The sequence below is a fragment of the Desulfosarcina sp. genome, from assembly GCF_055467485.1.
In genome coordinates, this window is the sequence record NZ_JBUOIV010000045.1 from 17,534 (window position 1) to 39,526 (window position 21,993).

Here is a 21,993-nt window from a genome sequence, read left to right on the forward strand (position 1 = left end):
ACCTTCCTGATACCCATGACCGATGATCCCTTGACTTCCAGCCACCTGGACATTGCCGATAACATATTCAGGGACCGGTTCCGGGTTTTTCTAGAAGACGTGGCGGACGGGTTTTATGAAACGGATCTGAAGGGCAATTTCCGCTTTTTCAACAATGCCCTGTGCCGCATTTTCGGCTATACGGCAACGGAGATCCAGGGGCGCAACTTCAGCGAGTTCATGGATGCGGAAAATGCGCTGTATGCCTATACCGTTTTCAACCGGCTTTACGAGTCCGGTGAGATCCCGTCTGAAATCATCTGGAAAATCGTCCGGAAGGACGGTGAAGAGCGGGTGCTCGAAATATCGGTCAGCCTCATTGTGGATCGATCCGGCAAGAAGATGGGTTTTCAGGGAGTGGCCAGGGATGTCACCCAGAAAATCGCCGACCAGCAGGAACTGGAAGCCTCCCAGCGCCGCGCCCAGGCGCTTTTCCAGGCCAGCTCCCGGGCTGAACGGCGGTACCGGGCGTTCCTCGAGTTTCTGCCCGATCCGGTTTTTGTCTTCAACATGGACAGCACGGTGTCCTACCTCAATCCCGCCTTCGAAAAGGTTTTCGGATGGACATTGACGGAACTCGAAGGCAAGCGCATCCCCTTTGTTCCCGACAGCGAAAAGGATGCTACGCGGGCAGGGATTAAACAACTGTTCAGGGAAAAAGTGCTCCACGGCTTCGAAACCCGCCGGTTGACCAAGGACGGCCGGATTCTGGACATCGTGGTGGACGGGGCCATTTTCTACGATGCCGAAGACAACCCGGCCGGGCAGGTCATCACCCTGCGCGACGTGACCGCCCAAAAACGGGCCGAGCAGACCAATCGGGCGCTGTTTCGCATCGCCCGCGCCCTGTACCGCTTTCCCCGGTTGGATCGCATGCTGGAGTATATCGCCCGCCAGGTCCAGGAACTGATCCGGGTTGCCGGGGCTATGGTCATGCTGATCGATGAAGAGAAAAAGGAATTTTACATTCCCGTCGCAGCCTACGAGGATGACAAGACCGGCAGCAGGATGAAGGAGATCCGGTTTCCCATGGACAAGGGGGTGGCCGGACAGGTCTACCGGACAGGCGAACCCCTGATCGTTCCCGATACGGCCAAAAGCCCGTATTTTTACGACCAGGTGGACAAACAGGTGCAGTTTCACACCAAGAGCATGCTGGATGTGCCCCTTCGCATACAGGAACGAATGATCGGCGTGCTGTGCGCGGTGAACAAGACCGAGGGTGCCTTTGACACCGGTGATGTGGACCTGTTGGGGGCGGTGGCCAACCTGGTGGCCCTGCCCATTGAAAATGCCCGCATCAACGAAGCCCTTCAACGGGCCTACAAGAATGTGCGCGGGCTGAACCGGGCCAAGGAGCAGGTGATCCATCATCTTTCCCACGAACTGAAAACCCCGCTGTCGGTGCTTTCCGCTTCGCTGGGACTGCTGGAAAAGCGGCTTGACGAGCGGCAGGACAAGGCCTTGGACAGGGTCCTGGCGCGCGCGCGCAGAAACCTCCAGCGGCTGTTGGACATGCAGTACGAGATCGGCGACATGCTGCGCGAGCATGACTATCGGGCCCATGGCATGCTTTCCTTTCTGCTGGAGGCCAGTCGCGACATGCTGGTCACCCTGGCCGAAGCGCAGCCGGGCAGTACCCGGGTGCCGGAAGTGATCCAGCAGGCCATCGACCGCGAGTTCGGCAACGAAGAGATTCCCTGCACGGACATCGCCCTGGATCAGCTGGTGAAAAATCATCTCGAGGCCTTGAAACCGCGCTTTGCTCACCGTGAAATTCGTCTGGAAACCCGCCTGGCACCGGTGGCGCCGGTGCTGGTCCCCGTGGAGGTGATGGAAAAAATCATCGAAGGCCTGGTGAAAAATGCCATCGAGAACACCCCGGACCGGGGACGGGTGACGGTGGTGGTGCGCAGCGGGGAAAAAGGGCCGGTTTTCGAAGTCATCGACACTGGCGTGGGCGTGACCCCGGAAAAGCAGCAGCTGATCTTCAACCACTATTTCGCCACCGGGGATGCGATGAACTATGCATCCAAGGCGCCCTATGACTTCAATGCCGGCGGAAAGGGCTTCGACCTGCTGCGGATCACCATTTTTTCCGAGCGATACCACTTCGATACCAAAATGATATCCCACCGGTGCGGCTACATTCCGACCGACAGTGACATCTGCCCGGGCGCCATCGATCACTGCGACCATTGCAGCAGCCCGGCGGACTGTGAGGCATCGGGGGGCACCACCATGCAGATCATGTTTTTGCCTTCGAGCCAGCTGGATCTGGCGTGCCGGTTGGAAGCGGCCGACTGATAAATAATCGAGATAACCCTGTAATCATGACCAATCGTGAATGATGACTATGGAATCGATCGAAACAGACAACCGTATGTCCCCGGCTGCCGGCGGGGGATTCTTTAAAGACATCAATGTGGAGTTCCTGATTCACGAACTCAAGGATCCCATATCGGTCATCGAGACCGCCGTGCGCATGCTGCTGGAAAAGCCCGATAAATTCGGTCCATTGACCGACCGCCAGGAAAAGGCCCTGAACCGGGCGCTGCGAAATTCCAAAAAGGCGCGCAGCCTGCTTGCCGACCTGCTGGAGGTGGGTCGGTCCGATGCCGGATGCTTTCAAACCTGCCTGTTCAACCCGGCTTCGATTGTCGACGAGGTGCTGACGGAAGCCTTGGAGGCATTTGACGCGAATCCGTGGGAGACGGTTCAGGCGGTCGGACCCGGGCCGGACAGGGACGCCGTTTTGGGCAAACTCGGTGTCCATCTGACCTGTTCAGATGCCGTCCGCGGTGCCCAACTTTGCCAGGACGAGGCCAAATTCCGGCAGATCGTGGGCAACCTGATCAAAAATGCCCTGCAGCACCGGCACCGGCGATTGGACATCGGCATCGACGTGCTGGAAGACCGGCTGGTTGTCGAGGTGGCTGACGACGGGCCGGGGGTTGAAAAGGAGAACCGGGAACTGATCTTCGAGCGCTACACCCGGCTCAAGGCGTGTGCACTATTATCCAGGACCGGCCATGGATTAGGCCTGGCCGGCGCGCGTATCCTGGCCCGCCACCTGGGCGGGGACATCACCGTGACCAGCAGCCGCGGCACGGGTGCGGCCTTTCGCCTGACGCTGCCCCTCACGCTTCCGGAAAAAAGCTGATTTCTTTTTTTGCAGCCACAGTCATGAAGTATAACCGGATAATCTGATCGGAAAGGAAAAGAACCCATGGCAACGCATAAAGCCCATCTGGATGGCAAGCGCATTCTGGCGGTGGACGATGAAGCGGACATATTAGAGACCATCGAGGACATCCTGGACATGGCCGACGTGGATGTCGCCCGGGATTATGCCAGCGCATCGGAGAAGATTCGAACCGGCCGTTACGACCTGGCCATTTTGGATATCATGGGTGTCAACGGCCTGGCCCTGCTGGACGAGACGGTGGCCAAGGGGATTCCCACGGTGATGCTCACCGCCCATGCCGTCAATCCGGAGACCCTCATGTCGTCCATCCGCAAGGGGGCGATATCCTACCTGCCCAAGGAAACCCTCGCCGAACTGGACCACCTGCTCGAGGAGCTGCTGGCCGCTCAAGCCGCGGGCAAACCGCCCTGGAAGCTGCTTTTCGACCGGCTGGGCGGCTACTTCGACGAGCGGTTCGGCCCCGACTGGAAGGCCAAAGACCAAACCTTCTGGTCCGATTTTTCCCGTACCTGGGAAGTGGGCAGGGGGATTCAGGAACGCCTGAAGCACGACAAGCGGATTATCGATAAAGGGATATGAGGACGGATGACCGAAGATAGAAGTCGGCCGACGAAGGACTGGCGTCGGATGATGGACATTTAAATGCCGACTTTATGATTGCCGACTCCGACGCCCGCAATTCCAGTCTGATAATTATGAAGGGCGAGAATCCCCTGGCGCAAGAATTCTATCAGCTTTAAACAGTCAACGCCCTTGACCTATCATCATCCCGGCAATTTCTTTCACGAATTTAGCGGCCACTGCCGCCGTCATGCCGTTGACGTCCCGGTCCGGATTGACCTCCACGATATCGGCCCCCACGATGGGGCAACGGATGGATTGAATCAGGCGGAGGGCTTTGCGCGTGGACATGCCACCGGGTTCATGGTGGGAGACGCCCGGCGCATAGGCGGGATCCAGGACGTCCATGTCCACGGAGAGGTAGAGCGGCCCTTCCAGCGCGATGGGGTTTTGGGACCGGTAGTCTTTCATCTCGATGCAGGTGACGCCGAATTTGTCCACTTGTCGGCGCTGTTCGTCGTTCATGCCGCGGATGCCCACCTGGACGAGCCGCTTCACCCGGCCGGTCTCCATGATGCGCGCGAAGGGGCAGGCATGCGAAAAACGGCTGCCGTCGTAGCTGTCGTAGATGTCCGGGTGGGCGTCCAGGTGCAGGATGGTCAGGTTGTCGTAGGTTTTGCTCAATGCATTGACCACCGGAAAGGTGACCGCGTGGTCCCCGCCCAGGGACAGGACCCTGGCTTTTTGTTCGACCAGATGCGCGACGGCGGTTTCGATGGCGGCCATGGCCTCCTCTCCGTCAGGCAGTTTCAGGTCTCCCATGTCGCGAAACAGCGGATGCGCGTCCAGGTTGACCCCGTTTTCGGCAAACAGGTTGGATGCACCGTTGTGCAGCGTCTGCCGGATGGCCGACGGGGCCTTGGCCGGCCCGCGCATGAAACTGGAGTACTCGTCAAAGGGGATGCCGACCAGTGCCACGCTATCCGGCACCAGTTCCATGTTGAGTTTGTTTTCCGGGGTGTCGATCATCAGATAGGTTCCTTATTTATCTCACCTGCGGTCCGGATTGGACCGACAGAGACCGTTATATGCACTCGCGACCCCCGGACGAGAATTATGGGATGTGTATGTTGAATGATGTGTCTATTCACAAAAGGCAGATTTCGGTTCAGGATAAGGCCGCAGTGACAGGGGATGAACGCTAACGCAGATATCGGCCCTCTTGCGAATCCGGCACTTTCAATCCCGGGCCGGCACCTCCATCACGGTGGCCTCATGCCCGGTGGCATCTAAAAACTTGCGCACATTGTCCAGGGAAATGACCAGGGTGGCGGTGTTGACCAGCGGGTGGCATTGCAGGGCGTCCGCCTCCCAGATGGCTTTGTCCACGATCACCTGGACCTGTTGGGCGTCGTCGTTCATCACGCCGAGGATGGTCACCGCGCCGGGTTCGAGTTCCAGGTGCTTTTGCAGGCGGTCCGCGGAAGCGAACCGGAGCTTTTTGACTGCCAGGGCTTCGCCGAACGACTTCAGGTCGACTGACTTCTCGTCGGGAACGGTCACCAGAAAGTGCTGTTTGCCCTTGTTGTCGCAGATGAACAGATTCTTGGTCTTCTGGCCGGGCAGTTCCGGAACCAGACGATTCACGTCTTCGCAGGTGAAGACCGGGGGGTGGTCGTGCCGTTCATAGTCGATGCCGTGGGTCTCGAGATAGTCGTAGATCTTCATCATTCCTTTTCCTTAGGGGTTTTTATTGTATCCGTCCAGTTCAATATCGTGACGCGGCCGCCGAGAGCCGCCCTTGTCCGATTGATCGTTTTTTTGTCGGGATTGACCAGAAACCGGTGGCGGCAGTGGGCCAGCAGGGGGATGTCCCAGGCGCTGTCCGAATAGCCGTAGTCCCAACCTTTGTCCAGCACACCCAGCCGTCTGGCCAGCTTGATCTTGTCGGGTCCCATGCAATAGCTGCGGTAAACGAGTCCTCCCAGAAAGGGGACGATCCGCGATCCGATGATCCGGATATCTTGTTCCAGGACACCCTGGACGACCTGCCTGACCAGTTCCTGGGGAGAGCCGGAAATGATCAGCAGCCGGTGGCCCAACCGGCGGTGCGCTGCCAGGGCCTTCATCCCCTCATCATAGAACCGGGTGTTGATGGGCGGCGACACCACGCGGGAGGCGAAGGCGCCGAAAACCGCCTGCGCCGTCCTGCCGCGCAGGGGGAAGGTGGCGATCCACATCATTACGCTCACGACGATGATCCGGCCCGGTCGCATCAACAAAAATGGCAGCAGCAGCGGCATGAGCATGCCGACGGCCATTCGCCGGACCTTGCTGGCCTTGATGGCGGTGTTCATGAAAAGGTAGGCCACATCGCCATCGATCAGTGTTTTGTCGAAATCGAAAACGGCTACGGACCGGGTATGGGTGGTGGTGCCGTTCACCGGTCCAGTGACTCCGTAAAACTCTCAATCGCCGCATTGAATGCCTCGGGCTGCTCGATGGGGGACATGTGGCCGGCGTCCTGGATGGTCACGTGCCGTGCACCGGCGACGTTGGCTGCCATCCAGTCGGCATATTTGACCGGTGTCAGCGTGTCGTGCACGGCACTGAGCACGAGCACCGGCAGGTTGATGGCCGATACCCGATCCATCGCGTCGAAGGCGTCGCAGGCGCGAAAATCATTGGCCGTGACTAATGGACCGGCAGTCGAGGTGGCCAGCACCTGCCGGCAGACTGCTTTGTTGGCCTGATTGGCCGGTGCCACGGCAAATTGGATCAACCCGGCCAGGTGTCTGTCGTAATTGGTCTGGACGGTGTCGATGATGGCCGGAAGCACCTTGAGCCGGGCGCCGGTGTTGGCCAGGACGCCTGCCTTTAGACGGTCGCCGTGATGAATCAGCAGGTCGAGGGCGATGGCCCCGCCCAGGCTCAACCCGCAGGGGATGGGAGCGGGGGTGTCGACGGCATCCATGAAGTCCATGACCGACCGGGCAAAATCGGAAACCTGGCGGAATCCATCGCCGTCGCTGTTGCCGTGTCCGGGCAGATCCATGGCAATGGTGTTGGCCACACCGGTCAGCCCGTCAACCTGGGCCTGCCAGAAACGGCCCTCCTGCCCTGAGCCGTGGATGAAGACCAGGGTCGGTCGATCCGGGTCCAGGGGCCAGCGACCGGCCAGAAAAGCCATGCCGTCTAGTTTGCGTTTAATCATGTTTGCCGCTTTCCGAATACGGGTGATTGGGGGCTCGTTTTTGCTAAACATCCCTTCTACTCACAAACCGGCAACCGGTTCAATGATTTTTCTTGGCTGCCATGCGATCATGCCAAGACCGGTTCTCCTTGGATCGGGGCTTGTCGCGTGAACGCAATTGCCACTGGAAACAAGAACGGATCATATTGCCTTATTGAAAAATCAGAGGAAAAGGCTTATCTTTTTCATATCCAATCCACAAATCGCCTGCGCTCATGACGCTTTTTTTCAGCGCCCTGCCAAACCGTAATGAGGAGAATGCCCATGACGCGTCTATTGATTCTTGCCATCGGGCTTGTGGCTGCCCTGCCGGCAGGGGTTTTCCCCGGTGAAGCCGATGTCACTGGTGTCGAGGCGCGGCAGACGGCCAGCCGGATTTTTCATTTCGATGTGACCGTGCGCCACGACGATTCAGGGTGGGATCACTACGCGGACAAATGGGATGTGCTGGCGCCCGACGGCACCGTCCTGGGAACCCGCACGCTCTATCATCCCCATGTTGATGAACAGCCCTTTACCCGCAGTCTTTCAGGGGTGGCCGTCGCCGAAGCGATTTCCGAAGTGACCGTTCGTGCCCACGATTCCGTGCACGCCTACGGCGGAAAAACGGTAACCGTGGTGCTGCCCCGCTGAGCCGGCCGGCAATGCCTGTCGATTGACGGTCCAGGCCGGCTGAAGCGGATTCCATCCGAAGGCATCCATCATTCACGAAATTGCCCTGGCGGTCTGTTTAATCTTTTTGCTTGCGCTCATCAACCTCAACTGGGCCGTGGATCGGCCCCACGCGGAGGAAGCCATGACACTATCCATCACGTCCAGCGCGTTCACCAATGGCGGAGACATTCCTGTCATATACACCTGCCAGGGCAAAGATATCGCCCCGCCGCTGCAATGGACCGGTGTGCCCGGGGAGGCGAAAAGCCTGGTCCTGATCGTGGATGATCCGGATGCCCCGGACCCTGACGCACCGCGCATGACCTGGGTCCACTGGGTGCTCTACAACCTTCCTCCCGATGCCGGAGCGCTTCCGGAGGGGGCTGGGTCATCGGATCTGCCGCCGGGCACCGGTGAGGGCCTGAACGATTGGAAGCGCACCGGGTACGGCGGCCCCTGCCCGCCCATCGGGCGGCATCGCTATTTCCACAAGCTCTATGCCCTGGATACACGGCTGCCGGATCTGCAACAACCGACCAAGGCGGCTCTTGAGTCGGCCATGAAGGGGCACGTGATCGGGCAGGCGGAGCTGGTGGGGACTTACCAGAAAAGCCGCTGACCGGCGGGCCGCCGTATGGAGAAGGCTTGCAGGCCCACCCAGCGACAGGCGTCACGATTACCCCCCCTCGTATCCCAGTTATGGACGGCTGCGCTCAATCTTCTCCTTTCCCCCCGGCAGTGCTGCTGCCCGCCGGGTTTCGCATTCGTGTGCCATCGACCAACTCCCCGTTAGGCAAACCCGGCAAGACCGTTGCAGGCACCGGCAACCCCTGGTTTTTGCCGATCGATCCAGTTGGTCGCCATAAGGTCAATTTTATTGTTGACCGCGACTCGTAAATAGATTAGTGGTCAATTATCGAACGGTGTTCGAAAAAATGTCTGGTTTCTGATGGCGACCATTATTGGACCCTTCCACCCACCAGGAGGAAATATGGAAAAGCTGCTCAATGGGAAAACCGCCGTGGTGACCGGTTCCGGCAAACGTTCAGGTATCGGTTATGCCGTGGCAGGCAAACTGGCTGCCGAAGGGGCCAACGTGGTCATTGCCGACCTGGGGCAGAATGCGGACCCGGAATTGGCGGTCAGGACCGGCGATGAAAGTGAAATGGCGGATATTGCCCGAGAGATCGCCCAGGACCATGGAGTGAAAACCGTGGCCGCAAACCTGGACGTCACCCGCCCCGACAGCATCGCCAGCATGGTGCAGACCATCGCCGAACGGTTCGGCACGGTTGACATCCTGGTGAACAACGCCGGCGCCTCCTTTGGGGTGCCCAATGCCGTGCATACCTACGACGAAGGCGCATGGATGAAGACCATCGACGTGAACCTGCATGGCGTTTTCCGGGTCAGCCGTGCCCTTCTGCCGATGATGATCCCGGGCGGCGGCGCGATCGTCAACACGGCCTCGAGGGCCGGCAAGGTGCCGGCCCTGTTCAACGGCGCCTACGCCGTGGCCAAGGCCGGCGTGATCATGCTCACCAAGGTCATGGCCGCGGAATTGGCCGGCAACGGCGTGCGGGTCAACGCGGTCTGTCCGGGGCAGATTGCCACGGACCTGGAAAAGTGGCGTTTTGGCCTGGAAGCTCAGTTCTTCGGCTCGACTATAGAAGAAAGAGAGAAAGAAATGTGCAAGACCATCCCCCTGGGCCGCATCGGCCGCCCGGATGAAGTCGCCGACCTGGTGGTTTTCCTGGCGTCGGACCGCGCGGCCTATATGACCGGCCAGGCCATCAACATCACCGGCGGGCAGCTCATGGAATTGTAGGATCCGGGTGGCGCCAAGGGGCGGTCATCCTGAAAGCGGCGGACATGAAACAAATACCATCCAACGAAGCATACGGGAGGGATCATGGCTGAAATAACCGGAGGGGAACTCTTGCTGAGGTGCCTGCACGCCGAAGGTGTGCGTCACATCAACGCCATTACCGACGGCACCTACATGATGGTGATCGAAGCGCTGGAGCGGCTCGGCGACGAGTTGAACATGCGCCTGGTGGTTCCGCGCCATGAAGCCGCCGCCGCCCACGCTTGCGACGCCTACACCCGGGTGACTGGGAAACCGGCGGTGGTCATGGCCTGTGCCGGTCCGGGGGCGGCCAACCTGGTGGCCGGCATGATGTGCGCCCAGGCCGAAGGCAGCCCGGTCGTGGCCATCACGACGACGCGCCGCAGCGATATTTCCGATTCCTACGTCCACCAGGGGGGCATGCAGGTCAGCCACCATCTGGATGTTTTCAGGCCCGCGGTCAAATGGAACGGAAAGGTCGACCACTGGAAGCGGATTCCCGATATGGTGCGTCACGCCTTCAGAACCGCCATGTCGGGGAGGCCCGGCCCCACCCACATCCTCATCCCCGAGGATATCATCTCCCAGAAGGGTGACGATGCCGACGTGGCCATCATCGCCCCTCAGCGCTACCGGGTGGTCGATCGGATGCCTGCCGATCTTTCGACCGTTAAAACAGCCGCGGAAATGCTGGTGAACGCTGATCTGGTCAACATTCATTGCGGAAACGGGGCGGAACGCGCCGATGCCGGCGATCAGGTCCGCCGGCTGGCCGACCATCTGGGATGCCCGGTGACCCACACCATCCGGGCCCGCGGCATCATCCCGGACGATCATCCCCTTTGCTTTCATCCCACGTGCATGTCGCGCATCGTGGCCAACAACCAGGCCGATCTCGTGCTGGCGGTAGGGACGCGGCTGGGTGAGCTCAACATGTGGGGCCGGCCGCCCATGTTTGGCGAACCGGACAAGCAGCGCCTGATTCAGATCGACACCGAGCCCACCCACATCGGGCTCAACCGGCCCACCGACATTGCGCTGATCGGGGACGCGCAACTGGTGCTGGGGCAGATTTTTGATGAAGTGAAAAAGCTGACGGAAAAACGCCCCCGCCATGCCAAAATAGCCGAACTCAGGGCCCTTCAGGACCAGTTCCAAAAGGAATTGGATGATGCTCTGGCCGACACGGCGCGTACGCCCATGCTGACCGGCCATATACTTAAGGTTTGCAACGACTTTTTCAGCGACGATGCCATTTTCGTGATGGACGGGGGCAACACGACCCTGTGGGACCTGCACTATCATGTTGCCCGAAAACCGCGTTCGGTGATCTACTCGATGAACTACGGCCACCTGGGTACGGGGTTGCCCTACGCCATCGGCGCCAAGCTGGCCTGCCCGGATAAACCGGTGTACTGTGTGACCGGCGACAGCGCCTTCGGCTTCAACATCCAGGAACTGGAAACCGCCGTGCGCAATCGTCTGCCCGTGATCATCCTCGTCGCCGTGGACGGCGCCTATGGTATGGAAAAAAGCGCCCAGCAGCGCCAGTTCGGGCGTGAAGCCGCCTGGTTCGGTCATGATCATGCACCGGTGCGCTACGACCAGGTGGGCACGGCCATGGGGTGCCACGGTGAATTCGTGGAGACCGTCCAACAGATCCTGCCGGCCCTTGAACGTTCGGTGGCCTCCGGAAAACCGGCGGTGATTCACGTGGTCGTCGATCCCGATGCCAATGTAGATCCTCCCGGAAACTGGTTGTGGGCGGCGGCGCGATCGGGCAAGATGTAAACGGCAGTGCTGGCCGACCGCATCGGGGTCGGTGTATGACACCGATGCGGTCCTTCTAAAAAAAAGGAGATTCGCCATGGAACCGCTCGCCATCGATCAGGTCCGGCTCAACTTCAATCCGCAGGGGCTTATGGCGATCAACGCGGCCATTGGCCTGATGATGCTGGGCGTTTCCCTGGATTTGAAACTGGACGACTTCAAGCGAATCCTGGTCTCCCCCAAGGCGCCCGGCATCGGTTTGCTGGCCCAGTTTATCCTGTTGCCGGCATTCACCTTCCTGTTGACCCTGATTCTACAACCCCACCCCTCCATGGCCCTGGGAATGATCCTGGTGGCGGCTTGCCCGGGTGGCAACCTGTCCAACATCATGACCTACCTGGCCAAGGGCAATGTCGCGGTGTCCATCAGCATGACGGCTATTTCCACCGTTGCGGCGATTGTCATGACCCCGCTCAACCTCTCCATCTGGGGCAGCCTCAATCCGGCTACGGCCGACATCCTGCGTCGGGTCAGCCTCAGCCCCGTGGATGTGTTCGTCACCGTCTTCGTCATCCTCGGCATCCCGCTGATCCTCGGGCAGATGCTGGCCCGTTTTTTCCCCAACCTGGCCGACCGGGTGCGCCGCCCCTTCAAGATCTTCTCCCTGGCCTTTTTTATCCTGATTGTGGGTGGTGCCCTGGCGGCCAACTGGAACAATTTTCTCAGCTACGTGGGCATCGTCATGTTTGCCGTATTTGTCCACAATGCCCTGGCATTGAACCTGGGTTACTGGTCCGGGCGGTTGGCCAGGCTTGAGGAGCGGGATGCGCGTGCCACCTGCATCGAGGTGGGTATCCAGAATTCGGCCCTCGGACTCGTGCTGGTTTTCAATTTCTTCGACGGCCTGGGAGGCATGGCCATTCTCGTGGCCTGGTGGGGGGTGTGGCACATTATCGCCGGGCTGACCACGGCGTTCATCTTCACGCGCCGTACGCTGCCCGGCAACGAGCAGGACAATCGAGCGGTGTCCCGGACGTGACCGCATTGTCGGAAGGGTCCGCGCTATCCAACAAAGGAGACCGGCGTGGCCGGACGGAAATTTACCGATAAAGTCGTCGTGGTGACCGGCGCGGCCAGCGGAATCGGACTGGCTGTTGCCGAACGCTTTGCCAGGGCCGGTGCGACCTGCGCCCTGCTGGACATGGACGAACCACGCCTGAAGCGATGCGAAAGGCAGTTCAGCCAGGCCGGCCACCGGGTCATGGGCCTGTGCTGCGATGTGACCCGGCGAGCCGACTGCGAAGCGTCCATCCAGGCCGTCATCGACCGCTTCGGAGGAATCGATGTGCTCTTCAACAACGCCGGCATCACCCAGCGCAGCGCCTTTTCGGAGACCCGCATCGAGGTGTACGAACGGGTCATGGCGGTCAACTTTTTCGGCGCCCTATACTGCACCAAGGCGGCCATTCACAGCCTGATCCAACGGCGCGGCCTGATCATCGCCAATGAAAGCATCGCCGGCGTGGCACCGCTGTTGGGACGCACCGGCTATGCCGCCAGCAAACACGCCATGCATGGCCTGTTCACCTCCCTGCGCAGCGAAGTCAGGGACCAGGGCGTCCACGTCATGGTCGTCTGTCCCGGCTTCATCAAGACCCATCTGCAAGATCGGGCTCTTGGAGGGGATGGAACCGTTACCCGGCACCCGCAATCGAGGGTCGGCAGACAAGATACACCGGCGCACGCCGCCGAAACCATTTTTCGGGGGGCAGAGAAAGAAAAAGACCTGCTGGTGCTCACCGCCGTGGGTAAAATGGCTTATTGGGTCAGTCGGCTGGCGCCGTCATTGTATGAGCGGCGCATGGCCCGGCAATTCAAGGCGGAACTGGAGCGCTGAAGCGCAATAGGGAGCGGCTCATAAACCGATTTTCATCCATACGGTGATGCGCAGCGCTGCCGTTAGAAGGATGCCAGGTGACACGAAGCCATTCCGATCGGGGAAGATATGGGACTCAAGGAGAGAAGGGAAAGGGAGAAGGAGGCGCGCAAACGGCAGATCCTGGCGGCCGCCAGGCGGTTGTTGTTCAAAAAGGGGATCCAGTCCACCAGCATCAACCAGATTGCCCGGACGGCCGAACTGGGTGTCGGCACGATCTATTTCTACTACCAGAGCAAAGAAGAGATATTCTACTCTCTCCAGGAGGAGGGACTGGATATTTTCTTTCGCGAGATCGATGCCATCGGCCGGGCCGTCACGTCACCCGCCGACAAACTCCGTCAGACCGGGCTCGCTTACCTGCGTTTCAGCAATGAGCACAGGGATTATTTCGACATCATCAACTACTTTTTGGCCACGCCGTCGGTGATCCTCGGAAGCGAACTGAAACAGCAGATCGACCGTAAAGGCAGCCATATCCTGGAACTGATTGCCGGGTTCATCCATACGGGTATCTCAGACGGTATCTTCAGGCCGGTGGATCCCAAAAAATACGCGGTGATGTTCTGGGGTGCCCTGCACGGGCTGACCCAATTCAAGAAGCTGGAGGAGACCGTTTTAGAGGGAGAAAATCACGGTCGCATTTTCAATTACGCGGTCGAACAGTTGATCGATGGATTGAAACGCACAGATGAGCCATTGCCGAGGTCCGACGACCGATGATGGATCACTGAAGACCGACGGCGAAGGTCCGAAAGCGGGTGTAGAAAGTCCCGGGACTCACCCGTGAAACAACCGAAAAACGCCTGCTGCACCTTGCACTGTCCCGCTTTTCCTTGTATTGTGCAGGCAATCGGCCCGGTCGGGTGGATACCCTGGCCGGCCGGTAGAATCGACCAGATATCATTGTCTTACACTTTCAATTGAAGGGACTCCAAGTTGAGAAACGTGAAATTTGCCGTCGCATTGTTGGTGATGCTTTCCCCGGGGGTGCTCAATGCCGCGTTCGAGGTCGAAACCATCCTCAAGGCGAACATCGACGTACCCATATTGGATGTGACCACCAATCCGGCCGAGGAACTGGTCTTTGTCCTGACACCCGGGGCGGTGCTGATATATTCGACCGCTGATCAAGCCGTTTTGGACCGCATCCCCGTTGCCAAACCATTCGACCGGATCGCCTACCAGGACCCGGACCGGCTGATCCTGACCGCCGCCGAACCCTCCCGGATCGACATCATTCGGTTCAGCCGCATATTCGACATCGATCTGTCCGGCAGGGCCATCAAGGGTCCCCGGGATGCGAAAGTCACCCTCGTCGTTTTCGATGACTACCAGTGACCGTACTGTGCTCGCTTAGAGCAGTTTATCCAGCAGGTGCTGGAAAAATTCCCCAATGACGTCAGCTATGTGATCAAACACTTTCCGCTTTCCAACCATCAATTTGCCCATCCGGGTGCCATGGCGGCACTGGCTGCGGGCAACCAGGGAAAATTCTGGGAGTTCCACAGCCAGCTGCTCGAGAACCACGAGCAGGTTGACGACGAGAAAATTCTGGAGATCGCTGGCGGGATGGGGTTAAACATGGACCAGTTCAACCAGGACCGCCAGTCCCCGTCCAACCGCCGATTGATCCAGGAAGATATTGAAAACGGTCGAAAGATCGGCGTTCGTGGCACACCATCGGTGTTTATGAACGGAAAGCGAATCAGCAACCGGGACCTGGGAAACCTTCCCGAATTGATCATGCGGGAGCGAGAAAAATAAACCAGGCGTCGATGCTTACCTGCCCTGGCCGGCGTTCCTGCGCTTTTTCAACCACCTGGATAACATCCCGATGATCGCCTTTTCATCTAAAAGCCCGGCACATCGTAACGCCTCGGCAGTGTCCATCGAAGCCGTGGATGTCGAATCAAGCCCGGCTTGAACCGGCGGGACCCATGCGCTGCCGCCGTAATCCTGCCCACGCAGTTGCAGTTTCCGCCCGGATGAACTATTTTATAGATTCATCACAGAAAACTGCGCCTGTCCGCGAATCACCGGGTCCGAATCCAGTCAGCAAATCGACGATGGGATCAACCGATTTGTTCCAAAACCGCTATTTCGACGTGCCGACCTGCGATTGGCAGGCGTCAGGCTGCCGAAAAAACCTTTCCGGAAAAGAGAGTCCATGAAAAGTAAAATTATCGGGTTATCATCAATGGCAGTGGCGATATGGATGGTATCGGTATCGTGCACCCATAAACCCTATCACCCGACAAAAAGCGAGCGGGAGTGGACCATCGACCACGAGGCGTGCGAAGTCTGGGTCAGGGAGGGGATTCGTGATGAACCCGACACCTACGACAACTTTGACGAGATGCGGCTGATTCGCCAATGCATGAAGGACAAAGGATGGCAATGGGAACGCACGGACCTGCTAAAATTCAACAAGCCGACGGCGGAATAGGAAACCCGTTTGATGACCCTGTGGCTGCGCACCGGACTGCTGCTGCTCCTTGCCATGCAACCGCTGGCTCTGTCGGCGGCCGACAGGCCTGCCGTGCCGCTGATCGCCTGCGGGGACCGAAGTTTTCCCCCATACGAATTCATCAACGCGCGCGGTGAGCCGGACGGCTTCAATATCGATCTTCTCAAGGCCATTTCCCGCAGACTGGAAATGAATGTGGATATCGGCCTGGATGCCTGGGAGAAGGTCCGCGATGCTTTATCCAGCGGCGACATTCACCTGGCCACCGGCATGGTTCGGTCGGCGGAAAGAGAAAAACAATTCGACTTTTCCATCACCCACGCCGGAGTATTCTATTGCCTGTTCGTGCGCAAGGGATCACCCATTAAAAGCATCGATGACGCCCGGGGAAAACAGATTCTCGTTCACGCTCAGGCTTACTCCCAGGACTGGCTCGTCGAGCGCAACATCACCGACCGGATCATCCCGGTTTCATCACCCCAGGAGGCCTTGCAGATGCTGGCCGGCGGCCGGTACGATTGTGCCGTCATCGAGCGTCTGAGCGCCCTGATGCTGATGGACTATTTCAAGATTGACAATGTCGCCTTGGCCGGCCCGCCGCTGGTGTGTGCGCCCTATGCCTTCGCCGTGCAAAAAGGGGATGATCGACTGCTGGCGATGCTCAACGAAGGCATTCACCTGATGCACCAGACCGGCGTGTATGAGGATCTGTACCGCAAATGGTTCTCCGTGGCCGATGCCCGCGCCCGGCGGTTGGCCATGATCCGGGGCGGCGCCCTGATACTGGCTGCCGTCCTCGGGCTGGCGGTTGCCGTGTTCGTCTGGAACGTCGCCCTCAAGCGGATGGTGCGACGGAGAACCGCCGCACTGAGACACAGCGACCGACGCTTTCAGGAGCTTTGCGACCTGCTTCCCCAGACCGTCTTCGAGACCGATGCAACGGGCCGGATTACTTTTTTAAACCGATCCGGATTCGACATGCTGGGCCTGGGGGAGGCGTCGATCAGGGAGGGCATCCGGCTTGCGGATTTCCTACCCGGCGAACCGGATATCGACGAATGGGCACAAACCAGTGACCGTCGCGGCAAGGCGTGCGTGGTTCGCAGCCCGGATATCGATGCCTTTCCGGCGCTGCTCTATGCGACCCCGGCCGTGTCGGCAGGCAGCCCTTCAGGGTTGAGGGGGCTGCTGGTGGACATCACTCTCCAGAAGGAACTGGAAAAGCAGGTCATCGAGTCGCAGAAAATGGAGGCCCTGGGCCACCTGGCCGGAGGCGTTGCCCACGACTTCAGCAATATCGTCACCGGTATTTCGGCCTATGCCCAGTTGCTCAAAAACCAGCCGCACAACGGAGACGCGGTTGCCGAATGGGCCGACAGCATTCTCACCGGGTGTGACCGCGCCACGGACCTGGTGCGTCATTTCCTGGCCACTGCCGGTCGCCGCCAGGCCGACAAACAGCCGGTCCGTCTCGGACAGGTCGTTGCCGAAGTGTTCAAACTGCTTCTCCCCACCTACGGCCGGCGGATCATGTTTCGCAATACCGTCGGCGACGAAGATGATACCGTGTGGGCCGAGCCGGCCCTGGTTTTCCAGGTTCTGATGAACCTTTGCGTGAACGCCGCCCAGGCCATGTCAGGAAGCGGCGGCACGATTACGGTGGGGCTGATGGACGAGGCAGCGGCAGGCCGGGCGTCGCCAGACGCGTTGCCGCAGCGGGTGCTCTTCATATCCGATACCGGCCCGGGAATCGAACCCGAGATCCGGCCGCGCATATTCGAACCGTTTTTTACCACCCGGGGCAGGGACAACGGCAACGGTATCGGGCTTTTCGTGGTCTGCCAGGCGCTGGCGGATATGGGTGGCGCCGTCCGGGTGGAGAGCGAACCGGGAAACGGGGCGACATTTATCGTCACGCTGCCGGCCGCACCATCACCTGACTAACTCGCGGTTGAAGCGGGCCTGCTGAAAAAGGCTTGGACTGGGCCATCAGCCCCGGTCCGGGGGCTACGCCGGAGGGGCCGGGGCTGCGGTGTTCCGTTTGAACAGCCGGTCCATGGCCTTGAGATAGCCGGGTGCGCACTGCAGGTAAAAGGAAAGCCCTTTCGAGAAATTGATTCCCACCACACCATCGATGAACATCTGGCTGATCTGCCGCTCGCGCTTGAGGATCGTCTGGCACCCTGCCAGAATGCGCTTCTCTTCGTCGGATAGGGTCTTGAAGAGGTACTTGAGGGCGGTGCGTGCCCGGGGTTGATACATCCAGAAGTAGAGCAGGTCCAGGGCCCCGATGACGATGAGTTTTTCCAGGTCCTTGGCATCGGCGTTGGCATCGATGCGCTCCTTGCCGATGGAATCAAGCGTTTCCCACACATTCAGCTCCGGCAACTGGGCTTCCAGGCGGCCGTAGGTATCAAAGAGCTGGGACAGCGTGTCCGCATAGTCCTGGAAGCGGGTCTGGATATTGCTGAACCGGTCGGCCGTTCCTTCGATCACCCCGGCCACGGTGTCCGAGGCTCCCTTGGAAATGACCGCCGCCCATTTCTGCAGGTGCCCGTCGATGCCGACCACACCGAGCATCCCCAGCAGGGCGCCGATGAGCATATTGAGGACGATGGCGATGGGTATGGAGAGGATGCTGCGGAAAAAGTTCCCGTACACGGCGCCTTTGGGCAGTCCCCGGAACAGGTTGTGGCTGGACAGATAAATACCGTTGGCCACGGCCATAACCGTGTAGAGGGCGATCGGGTTCGTCGCCGTCGTAACGCCCATCAGCCGGTCCAGAAAAAGGGTCTTGACCAGATAGTCTAAAAGCGGCACGGAAAAGCCGGTGAACAGCAGTGAATCGGATATCCTCACCCAGCTGACATAATCGTTCCAGCGCAGCAGCGGTGACCGACTGATGCCGCCGCCGCCCAGCACCGACTGGACGATGTTCCTGACTCCCGTGATGCCGAACCAGATGAACGCCCCCAGGTAGGCCAGCACCCACCATGAGTTGGTCAGATAGAAGCTGAGAAAGGCCGGAATGAATCCCGTGAGTATTTTCAGCCCGTTTCTCACCGTACTGTTCAGGTAGAAGGGGCTCATGCGGGGCTTGGGTGCGGCTGTCGGGCTGCACTCCAGCCGCAGGCCATTGTCCGAACGGTCGGCGATTCCTCCAAGGGTGACGATGTTCCCCTCCGGCTGCATGCGGGTGAGGTGGGTCTGAACCAGCCAGTCGACCAGACGGCTCTTGCCGAGCACCTTGAGCAGGGGCAGATGTTGAATCAGGCGCTGGTGCAGTCCCTGGGATCCCTTAAGGCTTCTGTACGGGATGTAGGTGACCCGCTTATACACCGGTATCCTGAAGGGGATCACGCTTCGGATGGCCCGGTTCGGCGGTTCCGACGGGTCCCCGACCGCGCAGGGGATCTCACCCGGCGCCACGTGCTGGCGGTGTTTGCACAACCGTCGGGCGCTGGGAGGAAGCGTCTCTAAAATGGCCAGGCCCATGCCGTACATGCGCGAGGAGTGGCCGGTCGAGTCGCTGCCGATTCTTGGTTTGAGGTGCATGGAGCTGTACATGGCCGTGAAGGCGGAGATGTCGTGGAGAATGATCCCTAGCTTTTCGATGCGTTCCGTCTTGCCGGAAAAGGGCTTGGCGGTGGCCAGCCGGCCGATGATGCGCCGGATGACCCGCTTCAAATTGATGGCATTGCCTTCGTTGAGCGCCAGCTGGAGTTCGCTGATCTCCTCGATGTGGCAGGTTTTTCCGGTGGTGTAATCCTTGAGGTTGAAGATTTCCAGCCGGCTGATCAGGCCGTCGCAGTCGTAGAGAATCTCCACCACGTCCTCGGGCAGCAGATCCGTGAGGTTCAAGGTGACCCTGTAGCCGGTGTGCAGGCCGGTGACCCGCTCCAGCATCTGCCGGGGCGCCAGTTGGAGCATTTCCGGGATCTCCGGATCGTCGTGGACCTGGTTGGGATCGGGAATGTCGGGATTGGCCGCCGGCCGCAGGAACTGACGCACGATGGTTTCCGAGTCCAGGTCGTTCATGCGTTCCACCAGGGACGCCATGTCCGCCTGGCGGCCATCATCGGCGCCTTCACAGGCGCTGCGCAGTTCCTCCACCTTGCGCTTCATCAGCGGGAGCAGCTGGTGGTGGATGTATTTGGCCAGGTGGAGAATGGACGGCTGGCCGGGCCGGACGAATGCCAGGAACCGGCCGGCGTCCAGCACGGGCATGTCCAGGCCGGTGGCGGCGTTGATCGCCGGCCGGTGAACCCGGTTGAAGGCGTCCAGGATGTTCAGCACGTAGCGCTGCCGGTAGCGGGTGACCGCGCGGCCCTGGTCCATCAGCCGCCTGACCGGTTCTTCGGCCAGGAAACAGAGGAACGACTGGGCATCCGAAAAGCCCCGGGGGACCCAGATCAGCTGGATGTACTTGCCCCGGAAGCGAGCCGAGAACTCGATGCCGATGCGGATTTCAACCCCCATGATCTGGGCCGCCTCGATCAGCTCGGCGGCGGACGAGGGGTCGATGAAATTGTAGTAGATGACCCGCAGGCGCCGGATGCCCTTGATCCAGGCATCCATGATCAGGTGGGAGGCGGATTTGCGGCCCTTGGTGTTGATGTCGTGCACGTGATCGTCGAAGGCCAGCTGATTCCAGGCTTCAGGCATCTCCAGCAGGTGGTAGCGGCGCAGCATCTTTCGGACGATGCTGGGCTTGCCGCTGGCCACCCGCCTGAAATCATGGGCCAGCTTGAGCTGTTCGATCTCGTTGCCGTGGGCCCGAATCAGGTCCTTCATGATGGACAGGAGCACCCGCGCGGCGTTCTTGGGCAGGGTACCGGCCGAAGCGTGCAGCACTTCGTCACGCAGCGAGCGCAGGGCGTTGAGACGATCTTCCAGGTCTCCGGCCTCCAGGGATTCGAGGAGGTGGATGATGGCGTAGGCGATGCGAAGCCCCCGGGTCTCGGCGAGTTCCTTGATGCCATGGGGATGAAACCAGGGAAACAGGCCCTTCTTGCCGATGACGGCAGGGGTGGACCGGCTCAGCACACCATTGACGATCTTCAGAAGATCACGGTCGCGCTTGTCGAAAAATAGGCTCAACGGGCCTCCGTGGAGTGGATGAATGGGAGCTTCACTTGATTGATCTTGAAAACCGATTTGCCGGTCGGTATTCACTCACCACATACCGCTGCGATCATTGTGGCTTGATCGGTGGAAATTGCGCCAGGATCTTTTGCACCAGCGTGTTGGTGTCCCGGCTGGCTTTCTCCGGGTCATTGTATTCACGGAACCGCTGGGAGCCGGTGCCCCGCCAGAGCAGGGTTTGCGATGCGGCATCAATAAAATCGATGGTCAGGGATCCCTCATCGTATTCGCGGATGTTGTTGCCGGTACCGATGGCGACGCCGCCATGTCGGCCATAGCTGCCGATGCCGAAGCCGAAGCCGCCCCCGGCGCCGTCCGACTCGATCTTCTGGCGCAGGGTGTATTGATAGCGGACCAAAAATGTCGCGCTGCCGTCTTCCGACTGGACGATGCCCTTGTCGGAGAGCTGGCGCGCTATCGCCGTCCGGATGCGGGTGTCGCGCAGGGGATTGTCGATGCGAAGGTCACCGGTTTTCTCCTGGGTTTCCGATTCCCAGCGGTAGGTTTGCATCGAATCAAAATCGGTGGCCGGATCATAGTCCTGATTGACCGTAACCCCCGAGCATCCACCGAGAACAAGGGCTATCGCGCAAACAGCCAGCCAGTTTTTTCTCATCTTGAAGACCTCCACGATTGCCGTTACTGATATGAAGACGCCCCCATCTACCTGCGGTCCTGCGCCGGGTTGGAGCCGAACATCCGGCCGAAGCAATCCTATCTGTCCATCATAATTAGCATATTCGTTAGATAAGTCAAAACAAGACCGCCATCGGCGGCGAAAAAGTCGTCAACCGTCGTGGCGCACGCCCTCCGCGCTGCCGGCTGCGTGGGCGGGTTGGGGCTATCTTCCGCGAAAAAAATGAACATGGCCAAAAAAAGATGACAAATACGGTTAACTTCTCGAATTAAGTGCCGATAAGTGGTCCAACATGATTAGACGCCAACCATCCTTGATTACCATTGCCACGGAAGAGACGATCAGCTTCCTGATGCTTTCGGCGGACGGACGCTTCCAGAGTCCGGCCAGCCTGTCTTTGGCGGACTTTCTTGAGGAAAGCACCCGGCCCGTCAGTCTGCCCAAGACGGCATTGCAATCGGTCAACCGGCT

Annotated in this window: 19 protein-coding genes and 1 pseudogene; 14 read left to right on the forward strand and 6 right to left on the reverse strand. The window is 59.6% G+C overall.

Going from position 1 to position 21,993, the window contains the following annotated elements:
- The first annotated feature begins 15 nt into the window (after nucleotides 1-15).
- The 3 genes from ACZCED_RS18140 (at nucleotide 16) to ACZCED_RS18150 (ending at nucleotide 3,826) form a co-directional block, all read left to right on the forward strand.
- Nucleotides 16-2,346, forward strand: a complete 2,331-nt coding sequence (locus tag ACZCED_RS18140; RefSeq protein WP_462971634.1) for a sensor histidine kinase — start codon at nucleotides 16-18, stop codon at nucleotides 2,344-2,346.
- Between the two features lie 49 nt (nucleotides 2,347-2,395).
- Nucleotides 2,396-3,202 (forward strand): sensor histidine kinase, encoded by an 807-nt coding sequence (locus ACZCED_RS18145; protein ID WP_464861366.1) that lies wholly within the window; start codon nucleotides 2,396-2,398, stop codon nucleotides 3,200-3,202.
- A gap of 66 nt (nucleotides 3,203-3,268) precedes the next feature.
- Nucleotides 3,269-3,826, forward strand: coding sequence for a response regulator (locus ACZCED_RS18150; RefSeq protein ID WP_462971633.1), 558 nt, complete (start codon nucleotides 3,269-3,271; stop codon nucleotides 3,824-3,826).
- Between the two features lie 165 nt (nucleotides 3,827-3,991).
- Here ACZCED_RS18150 and speB read toward each other — a convergent pair whose 3' ends face one another.
- The 4 genes from speB to ACZCED_RS18170 form a co-directional block, all read right to left on the reverse strand.
- The gene (gene speB, locus ACZCED_RS18155; protein ID WP_464861367.1) at nucleotides 3,992-4,837 is read right to left on the reverse strand and encodes an agmatinase; all 846 of its coding nucleotides are present in this window, start codon (nucleotides 4,835-4,837) and stop codon (nucleotides 3,992-3,994) included.
- A gap of 210 nt (nucleotides 4,838-5,047) precedes the next feature.
- Nucleotides 5,048-5,539, reverse strand: coding sequence for a prolyl-tRNA synthetase associated domain-containing protein (locus ACZCED_RS18160; protein ID WP_462968338.1), 492 nt, complete (start codon nucleotides 5,537-5,539; stop codon nucleotides 5,048-5,050).
- Nucleotides 5,536-6,252: a haloacid dehalogenase-like hydrolase gene (locus ACZCED_RS18165; protein WP_462968339.1), complete on the reverse strand. Its 717-nt coding sequence runs from the start codon at nucleotides 6,250-6,252 to the stop codon at nucleotides 5,536-5,538. The genes ACZCED_RS18160 and ACZCED_RS18165 overlap by 4 nt, the downstream gene beginning before the upstream one ends.
- On the reverse strand, nucleotides 6,249-7,022 hold the full coding sequence (locus tag ACZCED_RS18170; RefSeq protein WP_464861368.1) for an alpha/beta fold hydrolase: 774 nt from the start codon (nucleotides 7,020-7,022) through the stop codon (nucleotides 6,249-6,251). Before ACZCED_RS18170 ends, ACZCED_RS18165 begins: the two co-directional genes overlap by 4 nt.
- 303 nt (nucleotides 7,023-7,325) lie before the next feature.
- Between ACZCED_RS18170 and ACZCED_RS18175 the strand changes: the two genes are divergently transcribed.
- The 11 genes and pseudogenes from ACZCED_RS18175 to ACZCED_RS18225 all read left to right on the forward strand — a co-directional run bounded on the left by ACZCED_RS18175 (nucleotide 7,326) and on the right by ACZCED_RS18225 (nucleotide 17,684).
- Entirely contained in the window at nucleotides 7,326-7,694 is a 369-nt protein-coding gene (locus ACZCED_RS18175) for a hypothetical protein (protein WP_462968341.1), read from the forward strand.
- A 163-nt stretch (nucleotides 7,695-7,857) separates the two neighbouring features.
- A complete protein-coding gene (locus tag ACZCED_RS18180; protein ID WP_462968342.1) occupies nucleotides 7,858-8,334 on the forward strand; it encodes a YbhB/YbcL family Raf kinase inhibitor-like protein in 477 nt (158 codons plus the stop codon).
- Between the two features lie 372 nt (nucleotides 8,335-8,706).
- Complete coding sequence (locus ACZCED_RS18185) at nucleotides 8,707-9,543, forward strand: SDR family NAD(P)-dependent oxidoreductase (RefSeq protein WP_464861369.1); 837 nt, start codon at nucleotides 8,707-8,709, stop codon at nucleotides 9,541-9,543.
- Between the two features lie 84 nt (nucleotides 9,544-9,627).
- Nucleotides 9,628-11,355, forward strand: a complete 1,728-nt coding sequence (locus ACZCED_RS18190; protein WP_464861370.1) for a thiamine pyrophosphate-binding protein — start codon at nucleotides 9,628-9,630, stop codon at nucleotides 11,353-11,355.
- Nucleotides 11,356-11,431: 76 nt separating this feature from the next.
- Entirely contained in the window at nucleotides 11,432-12,373 is a 942-nt protein-coding gene (locus ACZCED_RS18195; RefSeq protein ID WP_462968345.1) for a bile acid:sodium symporter family protein, read from the forward strand.
- A 45-nt stretch (nucleotides 12,374-12,418) separates the two neighbouring features.
- On the forward strand, nucleotides 12,419-13,231 hold the full coding sequence (locus tag ACZCED_RS18200; RefSeq protein WP_462968346.1) for an SDR family oxidoreductase: 813 nt from the start codon (nucleotides 12,419-12,421) through the stop codon (nucleotides 13,229-13,231).
- Between the two features lie 108 nt (nucleotides 13,232-13,339).
- Nucleotides 13,340-13,993, forward strand: coding sequence for a TetR/AcrR family transcriptional regulator (locus tag ACZCED_RS18205; RefSeq protein WP_462968347.1), 654 nt, complete (start codon nucleotides 13,340-13,342; stop codon nucleotides 13,991-13,993).
- A 216-nt stretch (nucleotides 13,994-14,209) separates the two neighbouring features.
- Nucleotides 14,210-14,611, forward strand: coding sequence for a hypothetical protein (locus tag ACZCED_RS18210; protein WP_462968348.1), 402 nt, complete (start codon nucleotides 14,210-14,212; stop codon nucleotides 14,609-14,611).
- Nucleotides 14,612-14,623: 12 nt separating this feature from the next.
- Nucleotides 14,624-15,037 (forward strand): annotated as a pseudogene (locus tag ACZCED_RS18215) (DsbA family protein); the annotation flags it as partial.
- Nucleotides 15,038-15,440: 403 nt separating this feature from the next.
- A complete protein-coding gene (locus ACZCED_RS18220; protein ID WP_462968349.1) occupies nucleotides 15,441-15,719 on the forward strand; it encodes a hypothetical protein in 279 nt (92 codons plus the stop codon).
- A 12-nt stretch (nucleotides 15,720-15,731) separates the two neighbouring features.
- Nucleotides 15,732-17,684 (forward strand): transporter substrate-binding domain-containing protein, encoded by a 1,953-nt coding sequence (locus tag ACZCED_RS18225; RefSeq protein WP_464861371.1) that lies wholly within the window; start codon nucleotides 15,732-15,734, stop codon nucleotides 17,682-17,684.
- Nucleotides 17,685-17,747: 63 nt separating this feature from the next.
- On the opposite strand, the gene ACZCED_RS18230 is transcribed toward ACZCED_RS18225, so the two are convergent.
- Together ACZCED_RS18230 and ACZCED_RS18235 are read right to left on the reverse strand one after the other, a co-directional pair.
- Complete coding sequence (locus tag ACZCED_RS18230) at nucleotides 17,748-20,840, reverse strand: hypothetical protein (RefSeq protein WP_464861372.1); 3,093 nt, start codon at nucleotides 20,838-20,840, stop codon at nucleotides 17,748-17,750.
- Between the two features lie 94 nt (nucleotides 20,841-20,934).
- Nucleotides 20,935-21,501 (reverse strand): DUF4136 domain-containing protein, encoded by a 567-nt coding sequence (locus tag ACZCED_RS18235; RefSeq protein ID WP_464861373.1) that lies wholly within the window; start codon nucleotides 21,499-21,501, stop codon nucleotides 20,935-20,937.
- Between the last annotated feature and the right edge of the window lie 492 nt (nucleotides 21,502-21,993).

Bases quoted from the DNA above. Each gene is read 5' to 3' on its own strand.
- ACZCED_RS18175 (WP_462968341.1), top strand. From the start codon at position 7,326: ATGACGCGTCTATTGATTCTTGCCATCGGGCTTGTGGCTGCCCTGCCG.
- ACZCED_RS18225 (WP_464861371.1), top strand. From the start codon at position 15,732: ATGACCCTGTGGCTGCGCACCGGACTGCTGCTGCTCCTTGCCATGCAA.
- ACZCED_RS18190 (WP_464861370.1), top strand. From the start codon at position 9,628: ATGGCTGAAATAACCGGAGGGGAACTCTTGCTGAGGTGCCTGCACGCC.
- ACZCED_RS18150 (WP_462971633.1), top strand. From the start codon at position 3,269: ATGGCAACGCATAAAGCCCATCTGGATGGCAAGCGCATTCTGGCGGTG.
- ACZCED_RS18180 (WP_462968342.1), top strand. From the start codon at position 7,858: ATGACACTATCCATCACGTCCAGCGCGTTCACCAATGGCGGAGACATT.
- ACZCED_RS18170 (WP_464861368.1), bottom strand. From the start codon at position 7,022: ATGATTAAACGCAAACTAGACGGCATGGCTTTTCTGGCCGGTCGCTGG.
- ACZCED_RS18235 (WP_464861373.1), bottom strand. From the start codon at position 21,501: ATGAGAAAAAACTGGCTGGCTGTTTGCGCGATAGCCCTTGTTCTCGGT.
- speB (WP_464861367.1), bottom strand. From the start codon at position 4,837: ATGATCGACACCCCGGAAAACAAACTCAACATGGAACTGGTGCCGGAT.
- ACZCED_RS18145 (WP_464861366.1), top strand. From the start codon at position 2,396: ATGGAATCGATCGAAACAGACAACCGTATGTCCCCGGCTGCCGGCGGG.
- ACZCED_RS18220 (WP_462968349.1), top strand. From the start codon at position 15,441: ATGAAAAGTAAAATTATCGGGTTATCATCAATGGCAGTGGCGATATGG.
- ACZCED_RS18160 (WP_462968338.1), bottom strand. From the start codon at position 5,539: ATGATGAAGATCTACGACTATCTCGAGACCCACGGCATCGACTATGAA.
- ACZCED_RS18195 (WP_462968345.1), top strand. From the start codon at position 11,432: ATGGAACCGCTCGCCATCGATCAGGTCCGGCTCAACTTCAATCCGCAG.
- ACZCED_RS18205 (WP_462968347.1), top strand. From the start codon at position 13,340: ATGGGACTCAAGGAGAGAAGGGAAAGGGAGAAGGAGGCGCGCAAACGG.
- ACZCED_RS18140 (WP_462971634.1), top strand. From the start codon at position 16: ATGACCGATGATCCCTTGACTTCCAGCCACCTGGACATTGCCGATAAC.
- ACZCED_RS18185 (WP_464861369.1), top strand. From the start codon at position 8,707: ATGGAAAAGCTGCTCAATGGGAAAACCGCCGTGGTGACCGGTTCCGGC.